Annotated in this window: 18 protein-coding genes and 1 tRNA gene; 10 read left to right on the top strand and 9 right to left on the bottom strand. The window is 39.1% G+C overall.

All coding sequences use genetic code 11. The annotated features are described in order from the left end of the window. Positions 1-141: 141 nt before the first annotated feature. Positions 142-873 (top strand): Fe-Mn family superoxide dismutase, encoded by a 732-nt coding sequence (locus tag R3D86_12845; GenBank protein MEZ5759100.1) that lies wholly within the window; start codon positions 142-144, stop codon positions 871-873. A gap of 22 nt (positions 874-895) precedes the next feature. On the opposite strand, the gene R3D86_12840 is transcribed toward R3D86_12845, so the two are convergent. Further along, the gene (locus R3D86_12840) at positions 896-1,708 is read right to left on the bottom strand and encodes a hypothetical protein (protein MEZ5759099.1); all 813 of its coding nucleotides are present in this window, start codon (positions 1,706-1,708) and stop codon (positions 896-898) included. Positions 1,709-1,942: 234 nt separating this feature from the next. On the opposite strand from R3D86_12840, the gene R3D86_12835 reads away from it, so the two are divergent. From R3D86_12835 to R3D86_12825, 3 genes are all read left to right on the top strand, one after another. Beyond that, positions 1,943-2,018, top strand: a tRNA-Asn gene (locus R3D86_12835). 175 nt (positions 2,019-2,193) lie between these two features. Next, the gene (locus R3D86_12830) at positions 2,194-3,162 is read left to right on the top strand and encodes a site-specific integrase (protein ID MEZ5759098.1); all 969 of its coding nucleotides are present in this window, start codon (positions 2,194-2,196) and stop codon (positions 3,160-3,162) included. A gap of 9 nt (positions 3,163-3,171) precedes the next feature. After that, complete coding sequence (locus R3D86_12825; protein ID MEZ5759097.1) at positions 3,172-3,387, top strand: hypothetical protein; 216 nt, start codon at positions 3,172-3,174, stop codon at positions 3,385-3,387. A gap of 173 nt (positions 3,388-3,560) precedes the next feature. On the opposite strand, the gene R3D86_12820 is transcribed toward R3D86_12825, so the two are convergent. From R3D86_12820 to R3D86_12795, 6 genes are all read right to left on the bottom strand, one after another. Then, positions 3,561-4,289, bottom strand: coding sequence for a SprT family zinc-dependent metalloprotease (locus R3D86_12820; protein ID MEZ5759096.1), 729 nt, complete (start codon positions 4,287-4,289; stop codon positions 3,561-3,563). After that, on the bottom strand, positions 4,276-7,359 hold the full coding sequence (locus tag R3D86_12815) for a type I restriction endonuclease subunit R (GenBank protein MEZ5759095.1): 3,084 nt from the start codon (positions 7,357-7,359) through the stop codon (positions 4,276-4,278). Before R3D86_12815 ends, R3D86_12820 begins: the two co-directional genes overlap by 14 nt. 16 nt (positions 7,360-7,375) lie before the next feature. Further along, the gene (locus R3D86_12810; protein MEZ5759094.1) at positions 7,376-8,689 is read right to left on the bottom strand and encodes a restriction endonuclease subunit S; all 1,314 of its coding nucleotides are present in this window, start codon (positions 8,687-8,689) and stop codon (positions 7,376-7,378) included. Then, a complete protein-coding gene (locus R3D86_12805) occupies positions 8,683-11,139 on the bottom strand; it encodes a class I SAM-dependent DNA methyltransferase (GenBank protein MEZ5759093.1) in 2,457 nt (818 codons plus the stop codon). Before R3D86_12805 ends, R3D86_12810 begins: the two co-directional genes overlap by 7 nt. 348 nt (positions 11,140-11,487) lie before the next feature. Continuing rightward, the gene (locus R3D86_12800; protein MEZ5759092.1) at positions 11,488-12,579 is read right to left on the bottom strand and encodes a hypothetical protein; all 1,092 of its coding nucleotides are present in this window, start codon (positions 12,577-12,579) and stop codon (positions 11,488-11,490) included. Between the two features lie 114 nt (positions 12,580-12,693). Continuing rightward, a complete protein-coding gene (locus tag R3D86_12795) occupies positions 12,694-13,452 on the bottom strand; it encodes an abortive infection family protein (GenBank protein MEZ5759091.1) in 759 nt (252 codons plus the stop codon). 319 nt (positions 13,453-13,771) lie between these two features. Here R3D86_12795 and umuD point away from each other — a divergent pair, with 319 nt between their 5' ends. The 3 genes from umuD to R3D86_12780 all read left to right on the top strand — a co-directional run bounded on the left by umuD (position 13,772) and on the right by R3D86_12780 (position 16,496). Further along, positions 13,772-14,191: a translesion error-prone DNA polymerase V autoproteolytic subunit gene (gene umuD / locus R3D86_12790; protein ID MEZ5759090.1), complete on the top strand. Its 420-nt coding sequence runs from the start codon at positions 13,772-13,774 to the stop codon at positions 14,189-14,191. Between the two features lie 3 nt (positions 14,192-14,194). Further along, the gene (locus R3D86_12785; protein MEZ5759089.1) at positions 14,195-15,445 is read left to right on the top strand and encodes a Y-family DNA polymerase; all 1,251 of its coding nucleotides are present in this window, start codon (positions 14,195-14,197) and stop codon (positions 15,443-15,445) included. A 124-nt stretch (positions 15,446-15,569) separates the two neighbouring features. Further along, positions 15,570-16,496, top strand: coding sequence for an HNH endonuclease signature motif containing protein (locus R3D86_12780; GenBank protein ID MEZ5759088.1), 927 nt, complete (start codon positions 15,570-15,572; stop codon positions 16,494-16,496). A gap of 123 nt (positions 16,497-16,619) precedes the next feature. Here R3D86_12780 and R3D86_12775 read toward each other — a convergent pair whose 3' ends face one another. Then, on the bottom strand, positions 16,620-17,813 hold the full coding sequence (locus tag R3D86_12775; GenBank protein MEZ5759087.1) for a glycosyltransferase: 1,194 nt from the start codon (positions 17,811-17,813) through the stop codon (positions 16,620-16,622). Between the two features lie 540 nt (positions 17,814-18,353). Here R3D86_12775 and R3D86_12770 point away from each other — a divergent pair. Continuing rightward, on the top strand, positions 18,354-18,710 hold the full coding sequence (locus R3D86_12770) for a hypothetical protein (GenBank protein MEZ5759086.1): 357 nt from the start codon (positions 18,354-18,356) through the stop codon (positions 18,708-18,710). Positions 18,711-18,795: 85 nt separating this feature from the next. Here R3D86_12770 and R3D86_12765 read toward each other — a convergent pair whose 3' ends face one another. After that, complete coding sequence (locus R3D86_12765) at positions 18,796-19,353, bottom strand: hypothetical protein (GenBank protein MEZ5759085.1); 558 nt, start codon at positions 19,351-19,353, stop codon at positions 18,796-18,798. A 269-nt stretch (positions 19,354-19,622) separates the two neighbouring features. Between R3D86_12765 and R3D86_12760 the strand changes: the two genes are divergently transcribed. Then, positions 19,623-20,387, top strand: coding sequence for a thermonuclease family protein (locus R3D86_12760; protein ID MEZ5759084.1), 765 nt, complete (start codon positions 19,623-19,625; stop codon positions 20,385-20,387). A 131-nt stretch (positions 20,388-20,518) separates the two neighbouring features. Next, positions 20,519-20,804, top strand: a 286-nt coding sequence (locus R3D86_12755) for a hypothetical protein (GenBank protein MEZ5759083.1), incomplete at its 3' end; no start/stop codon positions are given.

The raw sequence follows: 20,804 nt of genomic DNA, 5'->3' as shown, positions 1-20,804 counted from the left end.
TTAATTCAATACCTTAGCTCAATATATTATTCGCATAATATATATTATGGTAAATTTTTATATCTATATTTGGGCTGTGGCTTAATCCATTACTGTGATGTATAATCTGATATCCCCCCCCAAAGCCACAGGAGCTTTATCATGATAAATAAAAATACTCAGAGTATCAGCAAAAGAAAATTTTTGAATTTAGCCGCGGCAACCGCCGCTTCCGCAATGTCGGCTGGTGCAATCCCATCGAGAGCGAATGCGCAGATGCCATCCATGGACGCGCTGAGCGGCCTTAAGACCGGTAAAATGAAACCGATGCGCTATAGCGTGCTTCCAGGCTTTCTTTCCGCCGCGCAGATCGCCCCGCATTATGAAAAGCATTATGGCGGTGCTCTTAATGGCCATCTGGACCTTGACCGGCAGATTAATGAAATGCTGGAGAGCGGTAAACGCGATGCCAATGCCTATGCCACCATGCAGCGCGCCCGCACCGATAAAGGCGACAGCGCATTGCTGCATGAAATATTTTTTGACGGGATGACCGCGGACAGTTCAGCCCCCGGTTCTAACTTACAATCTGCGCTCAAAGCGCGCTCCGGATCCCTTGATAAATGGCAGAATGATTTTGCTGCTGCCGCTGGAAGTGCCACCGGCTGGGCCGTGCTTTGCCACCATAAAATAAGTGGTAAGCTCTATAATGTGGTTTCGGACAGCCATTCAAACGGTGTTTTCTGGAACGCGGTGCCGATTATCGTCCTCGATATGTATGAACATAGCTATTATCTGGATTATCAGAATAATAAGGGCGCCTATATCACCAAATTCTTTGATTATATCGACTGGAATTCTGCGGAAAAGCGGCTGAATGAGGCCCTCGCCTGATTAGAAAACGATGTTCAGCCCCCTATTCATCATCATGCTTATAAATATTGGTGACGATCCTGATTTCGTCTGATTTTAACTGTTTTAAGAGCGATGCCCATTTGCTCACCTCGCCACGGAAAATTTTTATGACATTCTGATTGGCCGTTTCAAGGCCCGGCGGTGTTTCTTTCTGCAATATTTCTATTTTCCGGTTTAAAACAGAAATCCAGTGCATGGTATGATCAAGTTCAATATAAAAATAAAAGGCAATATTATCCGCCAGCTTCTTTGACGGTTTCTTTTTCTGGTCTTTGGGGTTGGTGACCAGTTTTGGCAGAAACACATAGCCGGACGGCACCGTACAATCATCAAGCCTCTGCCAGTCAATGGCATCTTCATGATCAAGTTTGGGATAAAACGAAAAGACATGAGCAAAATATATTTTGCCCATTTCATAACTCACAAGCCGGTCAATTTTATCTGATAGACCAAGTTTCTTTATCTGCTGCACCACCAATGGTGCATGATCATTATCACAAAAATAATCAACCATCGGGCCACTGCCAGAGGCAATATGACACATGTCTGAACCGCAAAGAGAGTCGTAAACTTTAATTCTTTTGCTGTTATCAATTTCAAATTTCTGAAACAGTTTGCGGTAAACCGTGCTCATTTCCGGATAATGCGGGTACCTGCCCCAAAAAAGCTCTTTTCCGCGCCGGATGTCATCTTTTGTGATTTCCTGATCGCCCGGCTCCGTATTTTTCACCTCTTCAACCCTGGCAAAAGACTTGCGGACACGTTTTTGCTCTTTTGGTTTAACTTCAAAAAAACTTTTTATCTTTTTTAACATAATTCTACTTTAAAAAATCCATACACATTAGAAATAGCTGTTATCATTCAAAAATCTGGCCCAAATCCCTCAAACCGATTACAACTATAGGCCCAGAATGTAAAAAATATCTAAAAAATAAATCTAATTTCATCTATGTCTAAAAAAAGTGAATTTTTCTGTTGGCAAGCGAAATAAGGGGCTGTATAACATGCCAACCAAAACGGCGTCATCACGCCCGAAAGTGATTGATGATCCCCGATAGCTCAGTTGGTAGAGCAGTAGACTGTTAATCTATTTGTCGCAGGTTCGAGTCCTGCTCGGGGAGCCACTACTAATTTTCCAGAAATTATTTTTTCCACAAAAACCCAATAAAATCAACAATTTAGGCTTCACGCCTGTATTTATCAAAAAATTTATTCTTGTTATTTTCCGTTATTTTCCGTACAAAAAGACGTACATTGGACGTATAAACGGACGTATATTTAATAAAATGGAATGGGTATATGGCAACTTTCAGAAGATTAAAGTCCGGCAAATGGTATGCCGAAGTGAAGATGAAAGGTGTGAGAAAATCCAAATCATTAGACAATAAACGTGAATTAATGGTCTGGGCATCACTGGAAGAGGCAAAAATTTTAGGGGGTAAAGCAGAAACTGTCACAGGAAAAACATTAAAAGATGCTTTAATCAGATATGCAGATGAAGTGGCCTCAAAAGACAAAGAGGTATTACTACTAAAAAAAATAGCCCGACATCCTTTTGCTGAAAAGCTATTATCAAACCTAACAACACAAACACTTCAGGATTGGATAGATGCCAGACTGATCGAAGTGAAACCTAACTCAGTGCTTCGTGAAATTTCTGCTCTTAATCCTGTGCTAGAACGATGCCGTAAGGTATGGAATTGGATTGATAACAATCCATTGAAAGACACAACCAGACCTAGGGCTGATCCGGCGCGTGTTCGCCGATGTAGTCAGGACGAAATCAATGCGATCCTATCAGCTTTACATTATGAGGAAGATCAACCAGTGACCTCTCAGCGTGATTACATCGCTGTGGCTTTCCTGCTTGCTATTGAGACAGCCATGCGCCAAGGTGAAATCTGGGGATTGGATTGGAGCCATATTCACCTTGACCAGAAATATGTTCATCTGCCTAAAACAAAAAATGGAAAGGCCAGAGATGTGCCATTGACGGAACGGGCCATCGAATTATTTAAAAAGCTGGATCAGGACCGGAAGCCCTTCCCCTTCCCCCAATATTCTTGTGGCACAATTTTCCGCCATGCAGTAACGATGGCCGGAGTGAATGATTTCACATTTCACGATACCCGCCATGAAGCGATTACCAGGCTTGCAAGAAAATTAGATATGCTCGACCTTGCTAGAATGGTGGGGCATACAGACCCAAGATCATTAATGACTTACTACAATGCTACAGCCACTGAGATGGCTAACAGATTAAATTAGGGAGACTTTATGAAAAAAGTATTAGTATCTTTGTTATTGATTGCGACCACAGCCGGATGTGCCAATGGCCGCAAATCAATTATAGTATTACAACATCCGGAAACAAAACAAACCGCAGAGTGTAAGGGCGATCCTTGGAACGATCTTGACCCTTGGTCAGCAGCTGAAAAGTGTGCCAAGGATTATGAAACAGCCGGATATAAAAGATTGGATGCTGAGCTGTAGGGCTCAGCACAACCCCTTTATTGATTTCTAACAACTTTACTATTCTAGAGAGAAGATTTTGAGTAAATTTCAAAAGTGGATACAAAGCTGGTAGTGCTATTTAGTAATGTTTAATTTGGCGTAGATAGCAAAACATGTATCCCCTTCAATAAAACCTAATTTTATTGGACACATTAATAGTCCCAATCCTCATGTGCTAAAGGTTCACTTTTAAGTGTATCTCGATAGAATTTCCATTTTGGCATACATCTATTCATATGCCGAATAAAAGCCTCATTGTGATGCCGTTCGTGTAAATGGACAAGTTCATGCACAAGAATATATTCCAAGCACTCAGGCGGCTTCTTAGCCAGTTCTAGGTTAATTAGAATACGTCCGGTTTGAGTATTACAGCTGCCCCACCTGGTCTTCATACGTTTAATTTGTATATGATTTGGCTTCTTGCCAACTTTGGCTTGCCACTTCAGCAAAAGTTGGGACAATTTATTTTTCAGGTGAACGCGATACCATTCATTGAATATTGCTGCTCTCCAATCTCGTGTTGTATTTGGTTTAATATAAAGAATAAGCTTAGCATTATTGGTTAATTCTACTTTTTCTTTACCTTTACGTTCTATGACATTCAGTAAATAACGTTTACCTTCAAAATAGTGGCTCTCGCCTGAAATATATTGGCGTTCAGTTTGTCTTGGTTGTGCCTTAAATTCGGATTGTTTCTCCCGTATCCATTCAAGTCTTGAAATCACAGCAAGCCGTATATTTTCATCTTCCATGCGTTCTGGCACAGTGATGCGAACATGCCCATTTGGCGGATATACACTGAGGTGCAAATTCTTCACACTTTTACGTATTACTTCAACAGGTGTATCAGATACATTGATAGTATAATTATTGGTATTCATGTTGGTTCTTCACTAACTCAAGGATTGGATCAACAAGTTTCTCATCTTTAACGACCTCATATATTGCACCGGCCACTTCACGTTCTTTGGTAATATTTCCGACCCAATTCGCTTTCTTCGTAACCCGAACCGCGGCATCAATCGCCACAGTCAATGCTTCGTCTTGTCCGAAATTATCATAAATGGCTTTTTTGCCGGGAGTATCAATAGCGTCAGGGTGTTCATCAGGATTAACTCCTCCAGGATTAGTCACCTTCAATGCAAGCTCTTTTACCTTTTCCAAATAGGCTTGATAATCAATCGCCTGTTGTCTTCGCTCTTCAATCAACGCATCTAGTACTTCAGACATTTTTTCATAATATTTTGGATTAACAGATTGGGCATCAATAATTGTACGGCGCATATTGTTCTCAATGGTTTCGGCCATTGATCCTTCGCTAAAATTCATCGAACTTTGTACTGATTGTATCCCTTCGTCCCCTCTATTGATAATGAGATCAATTAATCCCATATCATCAAAGTCAGCAATTATTTCACTGTCTTCTGCACGAATATAAGCGTCAAGCAGGTGCCTCATGGCGGGCTCGTACAGTTTCATATCGACATAATCACCACTGGCAAGTTTAATTTCCTCGCTAACCTTGTGGTAATGTTCAACCTCACCTTTAATGGTTTTGCTTTCATCATCACTATAACCGGCTAAATGCATTTCATTAGCAAGATTTGCATAGGCACGAACAAAAGAGGCCGCAGCTTTATAAAGTGCAATGCGTTTTGGTTCATTTTCACCAAGGTCTTCTTTTTGCGTTACATCACCGCAAAAATATCGAATGTAATCTTCTTGATTGCGCGGCTCCATTACCGGCTCACACACCGCTTTAATCGTTTCCCTACTCGCTTCCAGTTTTTCCCGTGCCTTATCAATGCGGTCTGTTAGCAGTCCTTTAATGTCTGACGCTGCAAACTTATCAAAAGCACCCGATGTATAATCTGAAATTGCCCCTTCGATATAATTAAACAGATCTTTATAATCGATGATATAGCCATATTCTTTATCATCGCCGTCCAGTCTATTCACCCGGCAAATCGCTTGAAATAAACCATGATCCCGCATGGACTTATCAATATAAAGATAAGTTGCCGACGGTGCGTCGAAGCCCGTTAAAAGCTTATCAACCACGATCAAAAGCCGCATTTGGCCAGGTTCCTCAACAAACTTCTTCTTTACCTGCTTTTCAAACTCTTCGGCTTTGTGAATTGCGTCAGCTTCGCTTTCTTCAAAGTAATCAGCCAACATCTTTTTATAGATATCATACTGTCTTATTTTTTCTGTTTTTCCGGCTCCTGTTTCTTCGCCCTTTATATCTGCGTCCGAAGGCTGGTAACTGGTGACAATGGCGCATTTTCCGTTTAGGTCGGTTTTGCTAAATAATTCATACACCTTACACGCCTGATAAATGCTGGAGCAAACAAGCATGGCATTACCCCGCCCATCCATAAGACGTGGTCTGGTTTCCATATCCAATAAAATATCAGCAACAATTTGTTCCAATCTGCTTTGGCTGGACAAAACCTTTTTCATTGTCCCCCAACGTAGCTTTAGACGTGCCCGTGCTGCATCTGATAACCCACTGGTCTTAATATCAAACCATTGATCGACCTTTGACTGTGATTTTACATATTGATCAATATCCCGTGCTTCATAACGTAAATCAAGGATCACACCATCCGCAACCGCCTCGTCAAATTTGTATGTGTGGATAGGTCTTCCAAAAACTTCAAAGCTTTTTTTCTTATCCTCAACCAGCAGCGGCGTACCCGTAAAGCCAATAAACATCGCGTCCGGCAAAATGGCTTTCATTGCTTCATGCAATTTGCCGGACTGTGTGCGGTGACATTCATCGACAAAGACGAACAAATTACCTTTGGCTTTAAAATCGGTCGGCAGGTTTTTTTTAAGGTCCTCTATAAAATCTTCTGTTGCATCATAATCTTCTGAAGGTGTGCCAAACTTATGCACAAGTGAGCATATAAGCCACGGGATAGTGTTATTGAGTGTCGCGATAAGGTCGGCACCGCTTTTGGTGCGGTGGATTTTCTCATCCACCCCGTAAAAAACTTTTTCAATCTGGTCATCCAACTCTGTGCGGTCGGTAATCACCAAAACACGTGCATCATCCACATTTTCGCGTATCCATTTGGCAAGCCACACCATCGTCAGGCTTTTACCTGACCCTTGTGTATGCCAGATAATGCCGTTCTCGTGGTCTTTCACATGCTTTTGCGCGGCGTTAACACCAAAATACTGGTTATGGCGACATGTTTTCTTGGTGCCCGCATCAAAAACGATAAAATCGTGAATAATCTCTATAAGCCGTTCTTTGCTGCACATGCGACTTATATGAAAATCCAACAGCTCTGAAAAGGGATTGGAAACGTCCTCTTTCCACTGGTAATAATGTTTTTCCGGGGTTTCAATGGTGCCGTAGCGCATGCCTTCGCTATCATTCCCCGCCATCACAAGTTGCATGGTGGTAAAAAAATCACGAATAAAGGTCTTTTTCTGATTATCAAGGTTTTGGTGAATGCCTTCTGATACGGATACACAGGATCTTTTTAACTCGATCACGCCAACAGCAATACCATTCACATATAAAACCACATCGGGGCGCTTTTTATTCTCGCCTTGAATGGATACTTCTTCGGCGATGGCAAAATGGTTTTTAAGTGGCTCCTTCCAGTTGATAAGATAGACGGGTTGATTTTGATCACCCGCACCATCCTTTACCTTGGCACCATACCGCAGAAGGCTATAAACATCCTTATTGGCATCATAGAGCTTTTTACCGCCTCCAAGGGCCGCCGCCTGTTCCAGTTTGGCGATGGCACGTTTTATAAGAACATCATTATACCCTTGGGATAATAACCACGTTGCAAGCAATTCTTTTTCAATATTGCTGTTGCCGTAGCGGTCTTGCCAATCCCCCAGATAGTCATAACCAAGGTCACGTTTAAACAGTTTAACAACACGGTTCTGCGTTGCCCGTTCAATTTGTCCTATTTTCGGCATTTATTCCCCCTTAAAATCATATTAGCCGCGTTTTCCCCGTTAACAACTCCTGCATCATGCCTTGCTTGATCATTTTTGTTTTTGTGAGCCTTGCAATGAGAGATTTTAGTTCGTCGTCCATACTCATAAATATTTCGGCTATAGCTCTTTGTTCCTCTATACGTGGTAATGGGAGTAATAGTGATTTGATAATTTTTGAACTCAAACCATCCATGATCCCACCTACTGATAGTTGATCTATCTGCTTAAAAATAATTGGTGATTTAAACAAATAAGTAAGCAAATTTGGACAAAGTTTTGTCGAATTTATTTTCAACCTTATCAGGTGACTATCCATTATACCGGGATCAAAATTATGTGGAACAATAAACGTTTTACCTATTGTCCCCATCATGGATATCAAAAAATCGCCACATTCTAACTTACAACTTTTCAACTTTTGATACCGCTCGTCACAAATGTACCTTGATCCGAGTTCCATGTTACTTTCAAATACGTTTTCTTGACCATACACCTTATATCCTGTTTTCGTTAAAAATTCCGCTTTTAACGCACTCCCAAAAGGTCCTATCTTGATTGAATTTAAACCACTCTGCATCACATCAGCTAGATCAAATATTTCCCAATCTTCTGGAATAAGGCCGAATTCAGTTTGTTTGTATCCATTACCCCCACCAAATCCGGGCAAGCGTTTTTTACCAGTTAGCAACTGCTGCATAGCAGCGGCTTTGATATCCTTCTTTTTCGCGATCTGCTTTTCCAACGCACTAATCAACCCATCCACATCTGATAATGCTTCAGCTATTTCCTCTTGTTCCTTAACCTCAGGTGCATAAAATTCAAAATTCACAAAATCTTTTTGATACAAATGTGTAATGGTTGAACCTGCGGTTATTCGATTTAGAAATTCATCAAAAACTCTTGAGGTCAATGTATAGTAAAGAAATAAGGGTACAAATTTATTTTCAAGGGGACGAATTACAAAAACCCCGCTGTTGAGTGTAGCAGGTAAATAGAGGTCTTCAACATATCCCGCTTTGCCAATCGTTCCGTCTTTAGTGATTAGTACATCACCATTTTTAAGCTGAATTTTCTTATCCTGTGAATATCGCCATTTGCTTATAAAGTGACAAGTATCCCAGTTTACACGTCCACCAATGAAATCTGTTCCGGTTACCAAATAGTAATCACCAGAAGTTTCATATTCATTTGTAGTAAGAGCCTGCCAACCAATACGAGCATTTAAACTAGCATCACTCCCAATACTTATTTTTGTCCAATCCTTAGGGATTTCATCAAATTCGGTTTGTGTAAATCCAGCCCTCACCATGAAAGTCCCATCTTTTGCAGCTGCTTTTCAACAAGTTTCGTATAATCAATCACATCTTTATTGAGACTTTGCAGAGTTTTGGCATAGCGTTCTTCTAATTGCTTTACACGGTTCGTCAGTTGCTGTGTCATTCGCTCAATCTCATCCGTAATGCATGTTTCAATGCTTGCCAGCCATTTATCATGGATGACAAGTTGCTTAATTTCATCCAAAGGAATGGTTGGAATTTTATTAAAGACTTTTTCGTTAAGTTCATCCTCCAGATGCTTCTTGTATTTCTTGGTTGTTGCTTCATCACTGATGAGTTCAGCGCATTTTTTCAGTATGGCTATTTCTTCAGCGTCAGATACTTCTTTCAACCGTGTTTTGATACTTGCATTTGTTACCGATCCCTTATCGGTTTTGGCGTCTTCCAGCACGCCATCTTCGCCGCTGTTTGCTTCAATATAGCTCTCTAACGCTTGCGTAGCGTTATCAAGGTCAGACTGTACGCTATTAATGTTAGTTTGCTCTCTAAGAAAATATTTCTGAATTACCAACTTCGGCGGTAGGATATCGCTTTTATACTTGCGTTTTGTCTTGGCGGTGCTGAATTCAAAATCCGCCTCTTCCTTATAAACATTATTACCATTTTTATCTTTCACCGGGATGATTTCACGTACAACATTGACGGCGGACCATCCATCTTGACTAATCATAAAGACATCATCCTGCATAACATCACGCCAGTAATCCATCAGGATTTGATAGATGTCATATTTGGAAAGCAGGTCAGCAGCCGCAAAGCGATTAAGCAAATCTTCTGAAAGATCGAAAATCAGCTCTTTTGGCTTGTCGCCGACCTTTATATTTTCAAGCGCATTTAAATGTGCAGCTTTCCAACCTTCAAACAAGTCAAGGGCATTGTCTTTGAAATTGGTAAACTCTTTATGGTTCAAAATGGTGGTTTTGATCTCTTTGGCATCAACCAGTGCTTTGGCATACCCTTCCCGTTCATCATTTTCACTGAACAAGGTGTCTTTTAAGGTTGGAAAAACGTCCCAATAATTTTGCAGCGCGTTAATATCAGCAAGCGGGATACCGCCATTCAGGTGCGCGTCAAGGTCATGAATATCTTCTGGTTCACTGCTGTCAATGTAACGGGGAATATTCAAGTTAAATTCATTCTTGGTTGCAATTTCATTATACGGAACCAACCTTGAATAACGATCAATTTCAATCTGTTTGTTAAAAACATCAACAATCTTGTGAATGTCTTGTGACCGAAGGCGGTTTTTGTTGCCGTCCTTGATATAGCCTTTGCTGGCATCAACCATAAAAATCGGGTTTTCTAGGCCAGTATGCTCCTTATCGATAACGATAATACAGGCGGGAATGCCTGTACCGTAAAAGAGGTTTGCGGGGAGGCCAATAATCCCCTTAATATAACCCTGTATAACTAAATTTCGGCGAATGGTTGCCTCTGCATTGCCACGAAACAATACACCATGTGGTAAGATCACAGCGCCCTTACCTTTGCTTTTTAAGGATTTAATAATATGCAGCAAGAAAGCGTAATCACCATTTTTTTCTGGTGGTTCACCATATTCAAAGCGTTTATATTTATCTTCGCTTACTATTATCCCTGAACTCCATGCCTTCAGGGAAAAAGGTGGGTTGGCAACAGCATAATCAAATGTTTGCAAGCTTCCATCAGGATTTTTCCAATGAGGTTCTGATATCGTGTCATCCTGCCAAATTTCTGCAGAGGGACTGTCATGAATATCCATATTCATACGAGCAAGGGCTGCGGTGGCATGTTCTTTTTCCTGCCCATAAAGGCTTAGACCATTGGGTGCTTCATCATTCACCTTCAAAAGTAACGAGCCGGAACCGCAAGTTGGATCGTATGCCGTTTCATCCTGTTTTGTATATTTATTAATTCCAAGTACTTTTGATAGAATTATTGATACCTCTGAGGGTGTATAAAACTGTCCTTTGCTTTTTCCGCTTTCTGTTGCGAAATGGCGCATTAAATATTCATAGGCATCACCAAGCAAATCATCCCCGTCAGCACGATTGCTTCCCAGATCAAGATTTTCAAAAATACCCACAAGGTTGGATAGCCGATCGACCAATGCCTTGCCTTTACCAAGGCGGTCTTCATTATCGAAATCGTTATCTGCACCCGCCAGCCAGTCACGATCATTGGCTTGTGCAAGTTCCCGTACGATAATATTCATTTGTTCGCCAATATTGGATTTACCTTTTAAGGCAACCATATCATCGAATGAGGCACCATCTGGGATTTCTATTACAGGACGAGATTTTCCCTTATATTTATCTGAAATATACTTCACAAAAAGCAGGGTCAGGATATAATTTTTATATTGTGAGGCATCCATACCACCCCGCAACTCATCACAACTCGCCCAAAGTGAAGCATATAACTCAGTCTTCTTAATCGCCATTTACTCGTTTTTCCCTCTAAGATTTATTTTTCCCTATTCTTAAACAAATTAAACCTTACTTGATAGCGATAAAAAACATTATCGAATATGTGGGTGGTAATTTCCCTGTGTGATTTTGAAGTGTCTTGTCTGTAATCTGTGTTAAACTAACATTTGTAACCAGAAGAGCAAATGGAATTGCCACCACGTGGGACTGTGTCTGGCACAGTATATCTATGCCTTCAATTTCGTTTAGTTCGTCATCTGTGACAAACACGGCAACCTGGAGTATCTGATCGAACTCTGTCGCGGTTCCAGTTGTCTCAGTGTCGTAAACCAGAAAATTTATCATCTATCCACAATTCATTTCTATTCCAACGGGTCCAACTCTCGTTTTTCTGGATTACGATTACTGACTTGATCTGTGTTTTTATGTGATTTCCAGAAATCAAATAAATCATTTTCCAAATTCAAGCGTTCGAGATGCATTAAATAATCAGTATTTTCTTCATCGTAAGGGGCCTTTAATCCTTCAATAGTCGAAGCATGCCCCATTATTATATTATCGAAACCCGCCATAAGTCTATTATCAACAGTTGCCAAATATTTATTGAAAAATACTTTCTTGAGCGACAATTTTGCTTTCGGCAATAGTCCAACTCTGAACACTTCTGGCTGAACAATTTCGTAGTATGGTGTGTTAGGTCTTCGAGGTATATGCAAGCGTAAATGTGGGGGAGATAATAGTTCCACTCCCACCTGAACTTTTAACTTAGCTGTACGCCCTTCCGTACTCTCTCTGTAAACATTAACCGTTGTAATTTCTTCTGCTTGATCCGGACTAGTTGTAGTCAAGGTTATCTGTCCTTGAGATGACATGGCAATTCGTTCCAAGTCATTGATATCATCTATCTTGGATAGACTTGTGAAATACACATAGGCAATATTTTTTAGTCGTCTAGTTCCTTGCAAGTTCCATGCTGAGGACCACAGTTCTTTGCTACGTGTAATACTTTTAATTGCGTCTGGTGTTGAGTGATGAAAAAGTATCAATGAAAAATCCTCATCTCTAACGACTGCATCTCCCGCAGAGAAGTCTGAAATATTCTGATCGCATTCTATTATACATTTATAGAGTTGTGCACCGTCGTCATAACACCGAACACGATCTGTTGAACAAATAACAACCAAAACACGCGTCCCTGAAGTCTCGTGGGGTGAAGCAAAATCAATTGTTAACCTTGCTAGATGTACTCCTTCTTCAATATCAAAAGCTACATTACATGCAGAGAAAAAAGACGGACTAAAGTACCGCACTTTCCGACCATCATTGATAAATACCACATCTGGTATAATCACGGTGCCAACCTGTGAATGACCCAAACGAAGTTTTATCATGCCCTCGCCTCGCATCTTTACTTCATCTTCAAGAGGTGCAGTTGTTCTTAAATAACTGTGCATAAATGTTTCCCCAAAATCAATATTACACGGTATCGCAATACTTAATATTATAACCAGCTACCTATCACTGCTTTTTAATTTACCATGTCTCACTTTGTTGTCAGTAAGTTACACTTAATATTGATTATTTTGCTCCCGCCATGTTCTCACTAGAAATAGTGCCATACTACCTGCTAAATTCACCGCAAGCTCTGCATGTCGTGGGGCTGGTTTAATTGGCTTACTACCCTGTCCATGCGCATCCCCAATCTTGTTTCGCAAACTACCTAACCCGCCAACGATACCAGAACAACCTCCAAGAATTTGCTTAAATACACCTTCTGTATGTTGACTAGCAGCAAGTTTTAACAGCGTAGCTACTTTTTTGTAAAGCTCAGGCAAATCAATATCTTTCTTATATACAACATCTGATGCATCTAAAATATGTTTGCACACCGTTTCTAACAATGTGCGAGCAGCGGTAATTGCACCTTCAGCATCATTCGCCCGTCGTTCCAAAGCTTTTTCCCACACTGCATGAACGCTATCTTCATTAAACGTTTTTAACATTTCAGAAATAGACTTATCAGCGGGTGCTGTGTTTCTTCCCTCAACAAAATCTAGAAGCGGTTGGAATGTGTCGTAAATGAATGTTCGTCGATCAGCGTAGGTACTGTATTTATGCTTAATAAATTGCCAGAACTGACCTAAATCTCTATTGGTTCGAATATAGCTAGGAATGTGTGCTTTGAAATCAGTTTTATCCATCAACCAACCTCGCAGCAAAATATAGTCTTCATCATTGGCTACTCCGCCAGTTGCATGCACTATAAGGTTGTTTTGCAAACAGACTATATGTTCAACATCTGTTTCTAACTCTTTTATAATGTTCATAAATTAATTGCACCAATCGATATCTAGCTTGCCTTACCATTACATAGATTTATTTTTCAATCCACTAAAAATAGCTACTTTAATCTGCCAGAAACAGCAGGCCCACGACCAAAGGGAATTACCAATTAATCTGACCATTAAGGAACGCATTGGAATAACAATAATTTGCAAATTGACAATAATTAGGGCACCCTTATTTATTTAAGATTATAGTAAGTAGCTTATTTTGTCGCTAGTCCTTTCCCATCCAATCGATGTTTATTTGCACTTTTAATATAAATTTTCTTTACATTTGTTCTTTTTTTGTTCTAATTGAGGGATGCTTGATACTATCTCTTATATTGGCCCTGTTCATTCGGGTGTTGCCCTTTCTCTTCCTCTTGCGCCCAGTAAGGTGCATTGTGGCTTTCCCAGTGCTGCTGAAGACTGGCTTGAGGATAAGCTGGACCTGAACCAGAAGCTGATTAAAAGCCCGTCCTCCACCTTCCTGTTTCGGGTTGAAGGGGAAAGCATGACTGGGGTTGGCATTAATGACGGGGATTTGTTGATCGTTGATCGCAGTATCATGCCCACACATGGCAAGGTGGTTGTGGCTATGGTTGACGGGGATATGACCGTGAAGCGGTTAAACCTTAAATCTGATCCTCCGCAGCTTGACCCTGCCAATCCCCATTTTAAATCCATCACTGAAGAGTTTACCGTCTGGGGTGTTGTTACCTCCTCTATCACCGAGTTATAGGCCATGTTTGCACTGGTGGACTGTAACAGCTTCTATGCGTCCTGTGAACGGGTATTCCGTCCTGACCTTATAGGGAAGCCCGTAGTGGTCCTATCCAATAATGACGGCTGTCTTATTGCCCTCTCCAATGAAGCCAAGGCACTGGGCTATAAGATGGGGGATGTCTTCTTTAAGGTAAGAGATGATCTACTGAGGAAGCGTGTTGCTGTCTTCTCGAGCAACTATGCCCTTTATGGCGACCTGTCGGAACGGGTCATGAAAGCCCTTGAGAATTATACTCCTGACCTTGAGGTTTACAGCATTGATGAAGCCTTTCTGTCCTTAAAGGGATTTAATGACCTGGAGGCGCGTGGGAAGCTCATCAAGCATGATGTGGAACGCTTAACCGGCATTCCCGTTTCAGTCGGCATTGCCCCGACCAAGACACTGGCAAAGCTGGCTAACCATGTTGCCAAGAGATTTGAAGGCCAGTGTGGGTCCTATGTCATGGAAACACCGGACTATGATATATTAAAACAGATAGCCGTTGATAAGGTCTGGGGCATAGGCAGACGGCTCACAGAGCATCTAAAGGCCTTCGGGGTTCATACTGCCTATGACCTTTCACAATTGGCCCCCAGAGCGGTCAGGAAGCGTTTCAGCGTGGTGGCTGAGCGGACAGTTAGGGAGCTGAATGGCATAAGCTGCATTCCCTTGGAGGAAGCCCCGCCACATCCCCAGAATATAATCGTCAGCAGAGGCTTTAAGAACCGTGTCAGTGCCAAGCAGGAGATGATAGAAGCTGTATCCTTTTATGCCAACAGGGCCGCAGAGAAAGCCCGTATCAAGAAGGTCTATGCCTACAGGGTTCATGTGTTTATCCGCACTGATCCTTATGGGGATAGGAACACAAGCTATTCAGCCAGTCATGCCGTAATTCTACAGGAAGCCCGTAATGATGCAGGCACCATCATAAGAGCAGCCTTACAGGTACTGGAGGCCATCTATAAGCCCAGACATAATTACCAGAAAGCAGGGGTTATGCTCACCGGGCTAGTTTATGACACAGAACGGCAAATATCCTTCTTTGGCGGCGGACAGTCAGACAGGGTAACACATCTCATGAAAACCGTTGATAGGATCAACAAGATACATGGCCGTGAAACCATCCGCCCCGCCATATCCGGCACCAACAAGACCTGGTTCATGGCAAGGAACCTTCTCAGTCCCAGATATACGACACGGTGGGGAGAGCTGAGAAAGGTTTATAGTTGATATGATTTTCTATATTCGACACGAAGATAATTTTTTATTCAGTATCCAAAATAAGAAAAATTGATGAAAATCCATACAAAATTATGCAATAATAGACAGGGTTATTAAAGATGGGGAGCTATGAATGGCTTATTGGTGGGTAAATCACGGGCAAACAATTTTAGAAGAGCTTGAAGGTGGATATATTTGGTCTCCACAGGAAAATAGAAATGGCTCCAGGAACCAAACATATATTAATTTAACAAAAGTCCAGATTGGAGATGTAATATTTTCTTATGCCCATTCAAAAATAAAAGCAATTGGACTTGTAGAAAATCATTATAAAATAGCCGATAAACCTGCCGAATTTGGTTCAAAAGGAGAAGAATGGAACCAGACGGGTTGGTTAGTAGATGTGAAATGGGAAACTGTTTTAAAGCCACTTATACCAAAAAATCATTTGAAAAACATTGTTCCTTTACTGCCTATGAAATATTCCCCTATCCAATCAAATGGAAATGGTAACCAGGGATGCTATCTGGCAGAAATAAGTGATGTTCTAGGCGATTATCTTCTTAATGAAATTACTAATAAAAATCCTAAATTAGACTTTGCTATTGAGAATGATAGATGCGAATTAGAAAATGATAATGTAGAAAAGAATTTACTTAATCAAACAATAAGTGAAACCGAAAAAGCGCAACTTATTAAGTCCCGCCGAGGACAAGGCATTTTTAGAATGCGTGTGTCAGAAATTGAAACGAAATGCAGAGTAACAAGCGTAGATGACAAGTCTTTCCTTATTGCCAGCCATATTAAACCATGGAGAAAGTCTTCAAATGCGGAAAGACTTGATGGCAACAACGGCCTTTTATTATCACCACATGTTGATAGGTTATTTGATAATGGTTGGATAAGCTTTAGTAGCGAGGGGGATATTATTTGCTCCAACCCAAAAATTATTAAACTGATGTCAGATTGGGGAATAAACCCCGCAGCCAATGTAGGTAATTTCACAACAGCTCAGGCTGAATATATGAAATACCATCGAGCTCATATTTTGAAAAAGTAGATTTTTCATTAATGACTTATGAAATTAGCAATTATCATTATTGAAAGGCTGCTTTTGACCCAAAGCAGACATTGAAATTTGGAAATACGGAAATAATTTTAAATATCCTGAAACGTTTTCTTATCAACTTTTTTCATCTAATATTTTGCTTAGAACTGCATAATATCCGAACTTTCCATCCCAGTATGAATGCATAGAGCGGGTACAGGCTTTAACTTTTTCTTTATAATAACCTTCATCTTCAACGAGATTGGCAATTTGTTTGGCATATGAATAAATATCATTATCCTCTACAATCACTGCCGCACCACCAATTTCTTCACAGGCAGGCACAACAGAACTTAAAATAACAGGACGTTTGTAGAGAACTGCTTCAATAGCGGTTTTGGCAAGACCTTCTGCAGTATTATTTTTAGTTGGAACAATTGATAAATGTGCATTCTTGTAAATTTCTTTCTGGTGAAAAGAATTTGTCCAACCATGAAATTTTATAATCCCCTCCAGTCGCAATTGTGAGGATATTTTCTTCATTTGCTCTAAATCTTTTCCATCGCCACAAATATCCCATTTTATTCTACCCGGCATCTTTTTCTCTAATTCGCTAGCAATTTTTATAATGTTAAAAATACCTTTAATTTCAATAATTCTACCAACAAATATTATGTTGAAAGTACCTTTTTGAGGCGGTGAAGGTGGTAACACCCCTTCAAATTCATCTTTCAAATATTGAGGTTTTAGAAGGTAGAAGGGTGGTGGTTGGCCATTTGAAATCTGCGATACCTGTCTTGAGCATTCTAATGATACCCCAATGACAGCATGAGTACCATATTTAAGTAGCTGCCCGTCAAGCCAGAGTATTATTTTAGCTAGTCTCTTTTGTGGGTAATGTCCCTTTGGCCATAACAAGTTGTGATAAACGGGAATAATTTTTATTGAAAATAGTTTTAAAAATGCCAACATAAAATAGAAGGTTGAACCAGAATTGACCAATACTACGTCAGATCTGAATTTAATAATTCGAAACATTAAATTAATGCCATAAAGAAATTGATTTACTAGATAAAGTATTCCCCGTGGATTATGAAAAGGTTTCGCAATATTCTGAATAATAATATTTCCATCCTCAATATAATCTGGTTTTGGGTTTTGAGAAATAATCAGAACCCTAACCTCTTTATCACAACAATATTGCTCTACTTGACTAGAATATGTAAGAGCAAATTCATTGGGATATTTCATGCCATTTTTCCAGTAGTGATGTGCTTTAATCACCTGTCCTGGGCCAGCTACGTAGCAAATTTTAGGATTATTTTTCATTCTTGATCCCCCCCTTAATGAAATAGATTATCTGAATTTTATTTATATTGTCAAATGGAACGCTTTACTCATCTTCTAATTTTGGCAAACGAGTGTCCGCTTTTGGTCCTTAAGAGACACTCAGTTTAATGACCGTTTTCGACCCAAGCGGACAGTCAAATGTTAATTTAATAATTTATCTCTGGCATCAAATGATCTGTAGTTAAATCAAAACAAGTTGAGATTTAAAAGAAATAGGCCAGGTCCTTGGGGGGGAAACCTAGCCTATTTTCCTTATTAAAAATTGCTTTTTATAAGGAATGCCTAACATACTAATTTTAGTTAAAAAATCAACATTAATTAAATGAAAACTATTATAATTTATTTAACTACTTTAATAACTTAGTAGCTACTGTCATTCATTACCTTCCAAAAAAAAATATGGTCTTATAGCCTCATTGCTGCCATATTAGGATATTCTAATAATATCCTTGATTTCAATCAAGGTTTGTATTCAAATAAATGTGAAACTAATAAATAAAAATAAAAAAGAGTAAGTCAATGCCAGTAGAAGTTAAGAATATTCATTTTACTACTCAGGAAGTAAAAAAAGCTCTCTCTATATTTTCCAAAAGACGTAAAAAATACTTTGACCATAACGATATAGTTAGGTTTGAAATTAATGAAAAATCAAAAAAGCCTATAACTTGTGAAATAGATAAGAATTTGGGAATTGAAGATAACATTATTTCATATAATCAAGCCGAAATTGGCGCTGCCTTAATTGCATTTTGTCTGGATTACAGGATACCAATTCCAAAAATAGCATCTAAAGAATTACAGATTGTAAATAAACAATTGATTTTAATCATAAGATTAAATCATGGAATAGAAGAAGACGTATTTGAAATTGGTTAATATCATTGGGCAATAAGAATAAGATGATGAAATCAAACCACTTTTTGCCAATCGCAGTGCATTTTAATCCCCTTTAGGTATTTTACTAGCTACGTTGTACTTGGAGAGGTATCATTGCAGATATTATATGTGAAACATCCTTACCGTTCTCTGATAAAGGCAATTCCAGCACAATTACGGGCAAATTACTAATGCCCACAGATGAATGTGTACCAACATGAATGACATAATGATGGCTATTGATATATTTTAGAAACTCTTCAAATCTTGAAATAATTACCCTTGAATTAATTTGACCGGATTGAATGCGTTCAGATAATGATTTTGGCCCCCATCTGCGTTTAAATTCCTCCCCCACGACCATAACGTTACTTATATAATTTTGATTTTCTAAGTATTTGATTAATCGCATATTTGAATGCCACCCTTTAAAGTCCTCAAATGCGAAATCTGACCAACTTGGGAGTGAGTTTGCATTTATCTTTGCTTGCCAGATTTTATAAAAGCTTTTCAATTTTTCGAGTTGTTCAGGAAAAGGTTGGCTTACCTTGTAAAAATAACTACTAAATTCCCTATGCTCTTCTTTTAGTGAAAAACTATGAACAGCCTTAGATGCATTAAAATTTGAAATATATCTATGCAACCACTTTAGCCTCTGGTTTATTAGACTTTTATTATTATAAAATAAGTTTTATCAATTTTAATAATATGTGTACATCATTTTTAGTAGTAGCTTCTGATCAAATTTATTTACCTCATTTATGCTTCATCATGTCTTTTCTATAGTGCCAAGAAGTAACTCAGTTAAATATTTACTTTCTCATTATGATTTCAATGACTGCATTCGGTCAGAAGCGGTCATCAAAACTTTGCATTAAGAAATCCTAAACAATAACTTTTTATACTCAGTCTATGACAATTATTAGAAAATTCAAAAAACCAAGACGGTTAAAAAGCATTGTGATTTGTACTTTGTTATTTGCTGTAGTTATTGGTTCTGTTTTAGGAGTGTTATTGCCTGAAGACTTGCCGGGTTGGATTAACACTTCTGAAAAGCAATCTTTTGATAATGGAGATATTATTGCTGGAAGGGCACAGGTGATTGATGGTGACACAATAAAAATCAATAAAACAATAATTAGGCTATTTGGTATTGATGCACCCGAAGCCAATCAGGACTGTCTAGATGAAAATTCAATTTCATGGCAGTGTGGCAAAAAAGCAACAGAACATTTATCATCAATAATTGAAAACAAAATCATAAGATGTGAACCAAAAGATATTGATCAATATAATCGAGTTGTTGCTGTCTGTAGGGATGGTGAAACAGACTTGAATGCGCTTATGGTTAGTAATGGGCTTGCCGTTGCTTATAAAGACTACTCTAGTGATTATATTGATGAAGAGGAAGATGCTGATATTTCATCTAAAGGGATATGGATAGGCAAATTTGAATATCCTTGGAATTGGCGAGGTATCAATCGATATATTTCAAGTAATGAGAAACCCACTGGTTGTAATATAAAGGGCAATATCAGTTCAAGCGGCGCAAAAATATATCATATGCCAGATGATGAATATTATTCTGTGACACAAATTAATCCTTCAAAAGGTGAAAAATGGTTTTGCACAGAAAAAGAAGCAAGAGCAGCTGGTTGGAGAAGATCGAGAGTTTAGATAAAAATAATTTAAAAATTGGAATTATTATGATTTATTAATTTGCGCCCCAACTGATATGGACATTTGGGAAGCCCACTATAGAATAGAACAATGCAAAATATTACTTTCAAAATTTAACTTAAACCATAATGTCATCTAACAAAAATCAAATATTTACAATAACCCTCGAGATACTAGACTATAATCCTTCTTATTATATTTCGCAAAATCCATTAAGTACAAACGGTGAAAAATGCCGTAAAGCAGACGATGAATATATTTTAGATTTAAACTGTAAAATATTAGGCCTTCCAAAATCCTTAATCAAAAATCACCTTCGTAAAAATTTCGAGTTATCTCTCTTAAGTGCTGTTCAGTTTTTTCACTACCCTGATCCCCATTTAGAAAAACAAACTACATTCTTTGGTTCCATAA

This window comes from Emcibacteraceae bacterium, assembly GCA_041396985.1.
Taxonomy (GTDB): Bacteria; Pseudomonadota; Alphaproteobacteria; order Sphingomonadales; family Emcibacteraceae; genus Pseudemcibacter.
Note: the sequence above shows the minus strand (reverse complement) of the source record. Positions and strands in the feature narration are given on the sequence as shown.

What these genes read in the sequence shown, in the direction of transcription:
- R3D86_12845 (MEZ5759100.1), top strand. Translation starts at nt 142, where the DNA reads ATGATAAATAAAAATACTCAGAGTATCAGCAAAAGAAAATTTTTGAAT.
- R3D86_12840 (MEZ5759099.1), bottom strand. Translation starts at nt 1,708, where the DNA reads ATGTTAAAAAAGATAAAAAGTTTTTTTGAAGTTAAACCAAAAGAGCAA.
- R3D86_12830 (MEZ5759098.1), top strand. Translation starts at nt 2,194, where the DNA reads ATGGCAACTTTCAGAAGATTAAAGTCCGGCAAATGGTATGCCGAAGTG.
- R3D86_12825 (MEZ5759097.1), top strand. Translation starts at nt 3,172, where the DNA reads ATGAAAAAAGTATTAGTATCTTTGTTATTGATTGCGACCACAGCCGGA.
- R3D86_12820 (MEZ5759096.1), bottom strand. Translation starts at nt 4,289, where the DNA reads ATGAATACCAATAATTATACTATCAATGTATCTGATACACCTGTTGAA.
- R3D86_12815 (MEZ5759095.1), bottom strand. Translation starts at nt 7,359, where the DNA reads ATGCCGAAAATAGGACAAATTGAACGGGCAACGCAGAACCGTGTTGTT.
- R3D86_12810 (MEZ5759094.1), bottom strand. Translation starts at nt 8,689, where the DNA reads ATGGTGAGGGCTGGATTTACACAAACCGAATTTGATGAAATCCCTAAG.
- R3D86_12805 (MEZ5759093.1), bottom strand. Translation starts at nt 11,139, where the DNA reads ATGGCGATTAAGAAGACTGAGTTATATGCTTCACTTTGGGCGAGTTGT.
- R3D86_12800 (MEZ5759092.1), bottom strand. Translation starts at nt 12,579, where the DNA reads ATGCACAGTTATTTAAGAACAACTGCACCTCTTGAAGATGAAGTAAAG.
- R3D86_12795 (MEZ5759091.1), bottom strand. Translation starts at nt 13,452, where the DNA reads ATGAACATTATAAAAGAGTTAGAAACAGATGTTGAACATATAGTCTGT.
- umuD (MEZ5759090.1), top strand. Translation starts at nt 13,772, where the DNA reads ATGCTTGATACTATCTCTTATATTGGCCCTGTTCATTCGGGTGTTGCC.
- R3D86_12785 (MEZ5759089.1), top strand. Translation starts at nt 14,195, where the DNA reads ATGTTTGCACTGGTGGACTGTAACAGCTTCTATGCGTCCTGTGAACGG.
- R3D86_12780 (MEZ5759088.1), top strand. Translation starts at nt 15,570, where the DNA reads ATGGCTTATTGGTGGGTAAATCACGGGCAAACAATTTTAGAAGAGCTT.
- R3D86_12775 (MEZ5759087.1), bottom strand. Translation starts at nt 17,813, where the DNA reads ATGAAAAATAATCCTAAAATTTGCTACGTAGCTGGCCCAGGACAGGTG.
- R3D86_12770 (MEZ5759086.1), top strand. Translation starts at nt 18,354, where the DNA reads ATGCCAGTAGAAGTTAAGAATATTCATTTTACTACTCAGGAAGTAAAA.
- R3D86_12760 (MEZ5759084.1), top strand. Translation starts at nt 19,623, where the DNA reads ATGACAATTATTAGAAAATTCAAAAAACCAAGACGGTTAAAAAGCATT.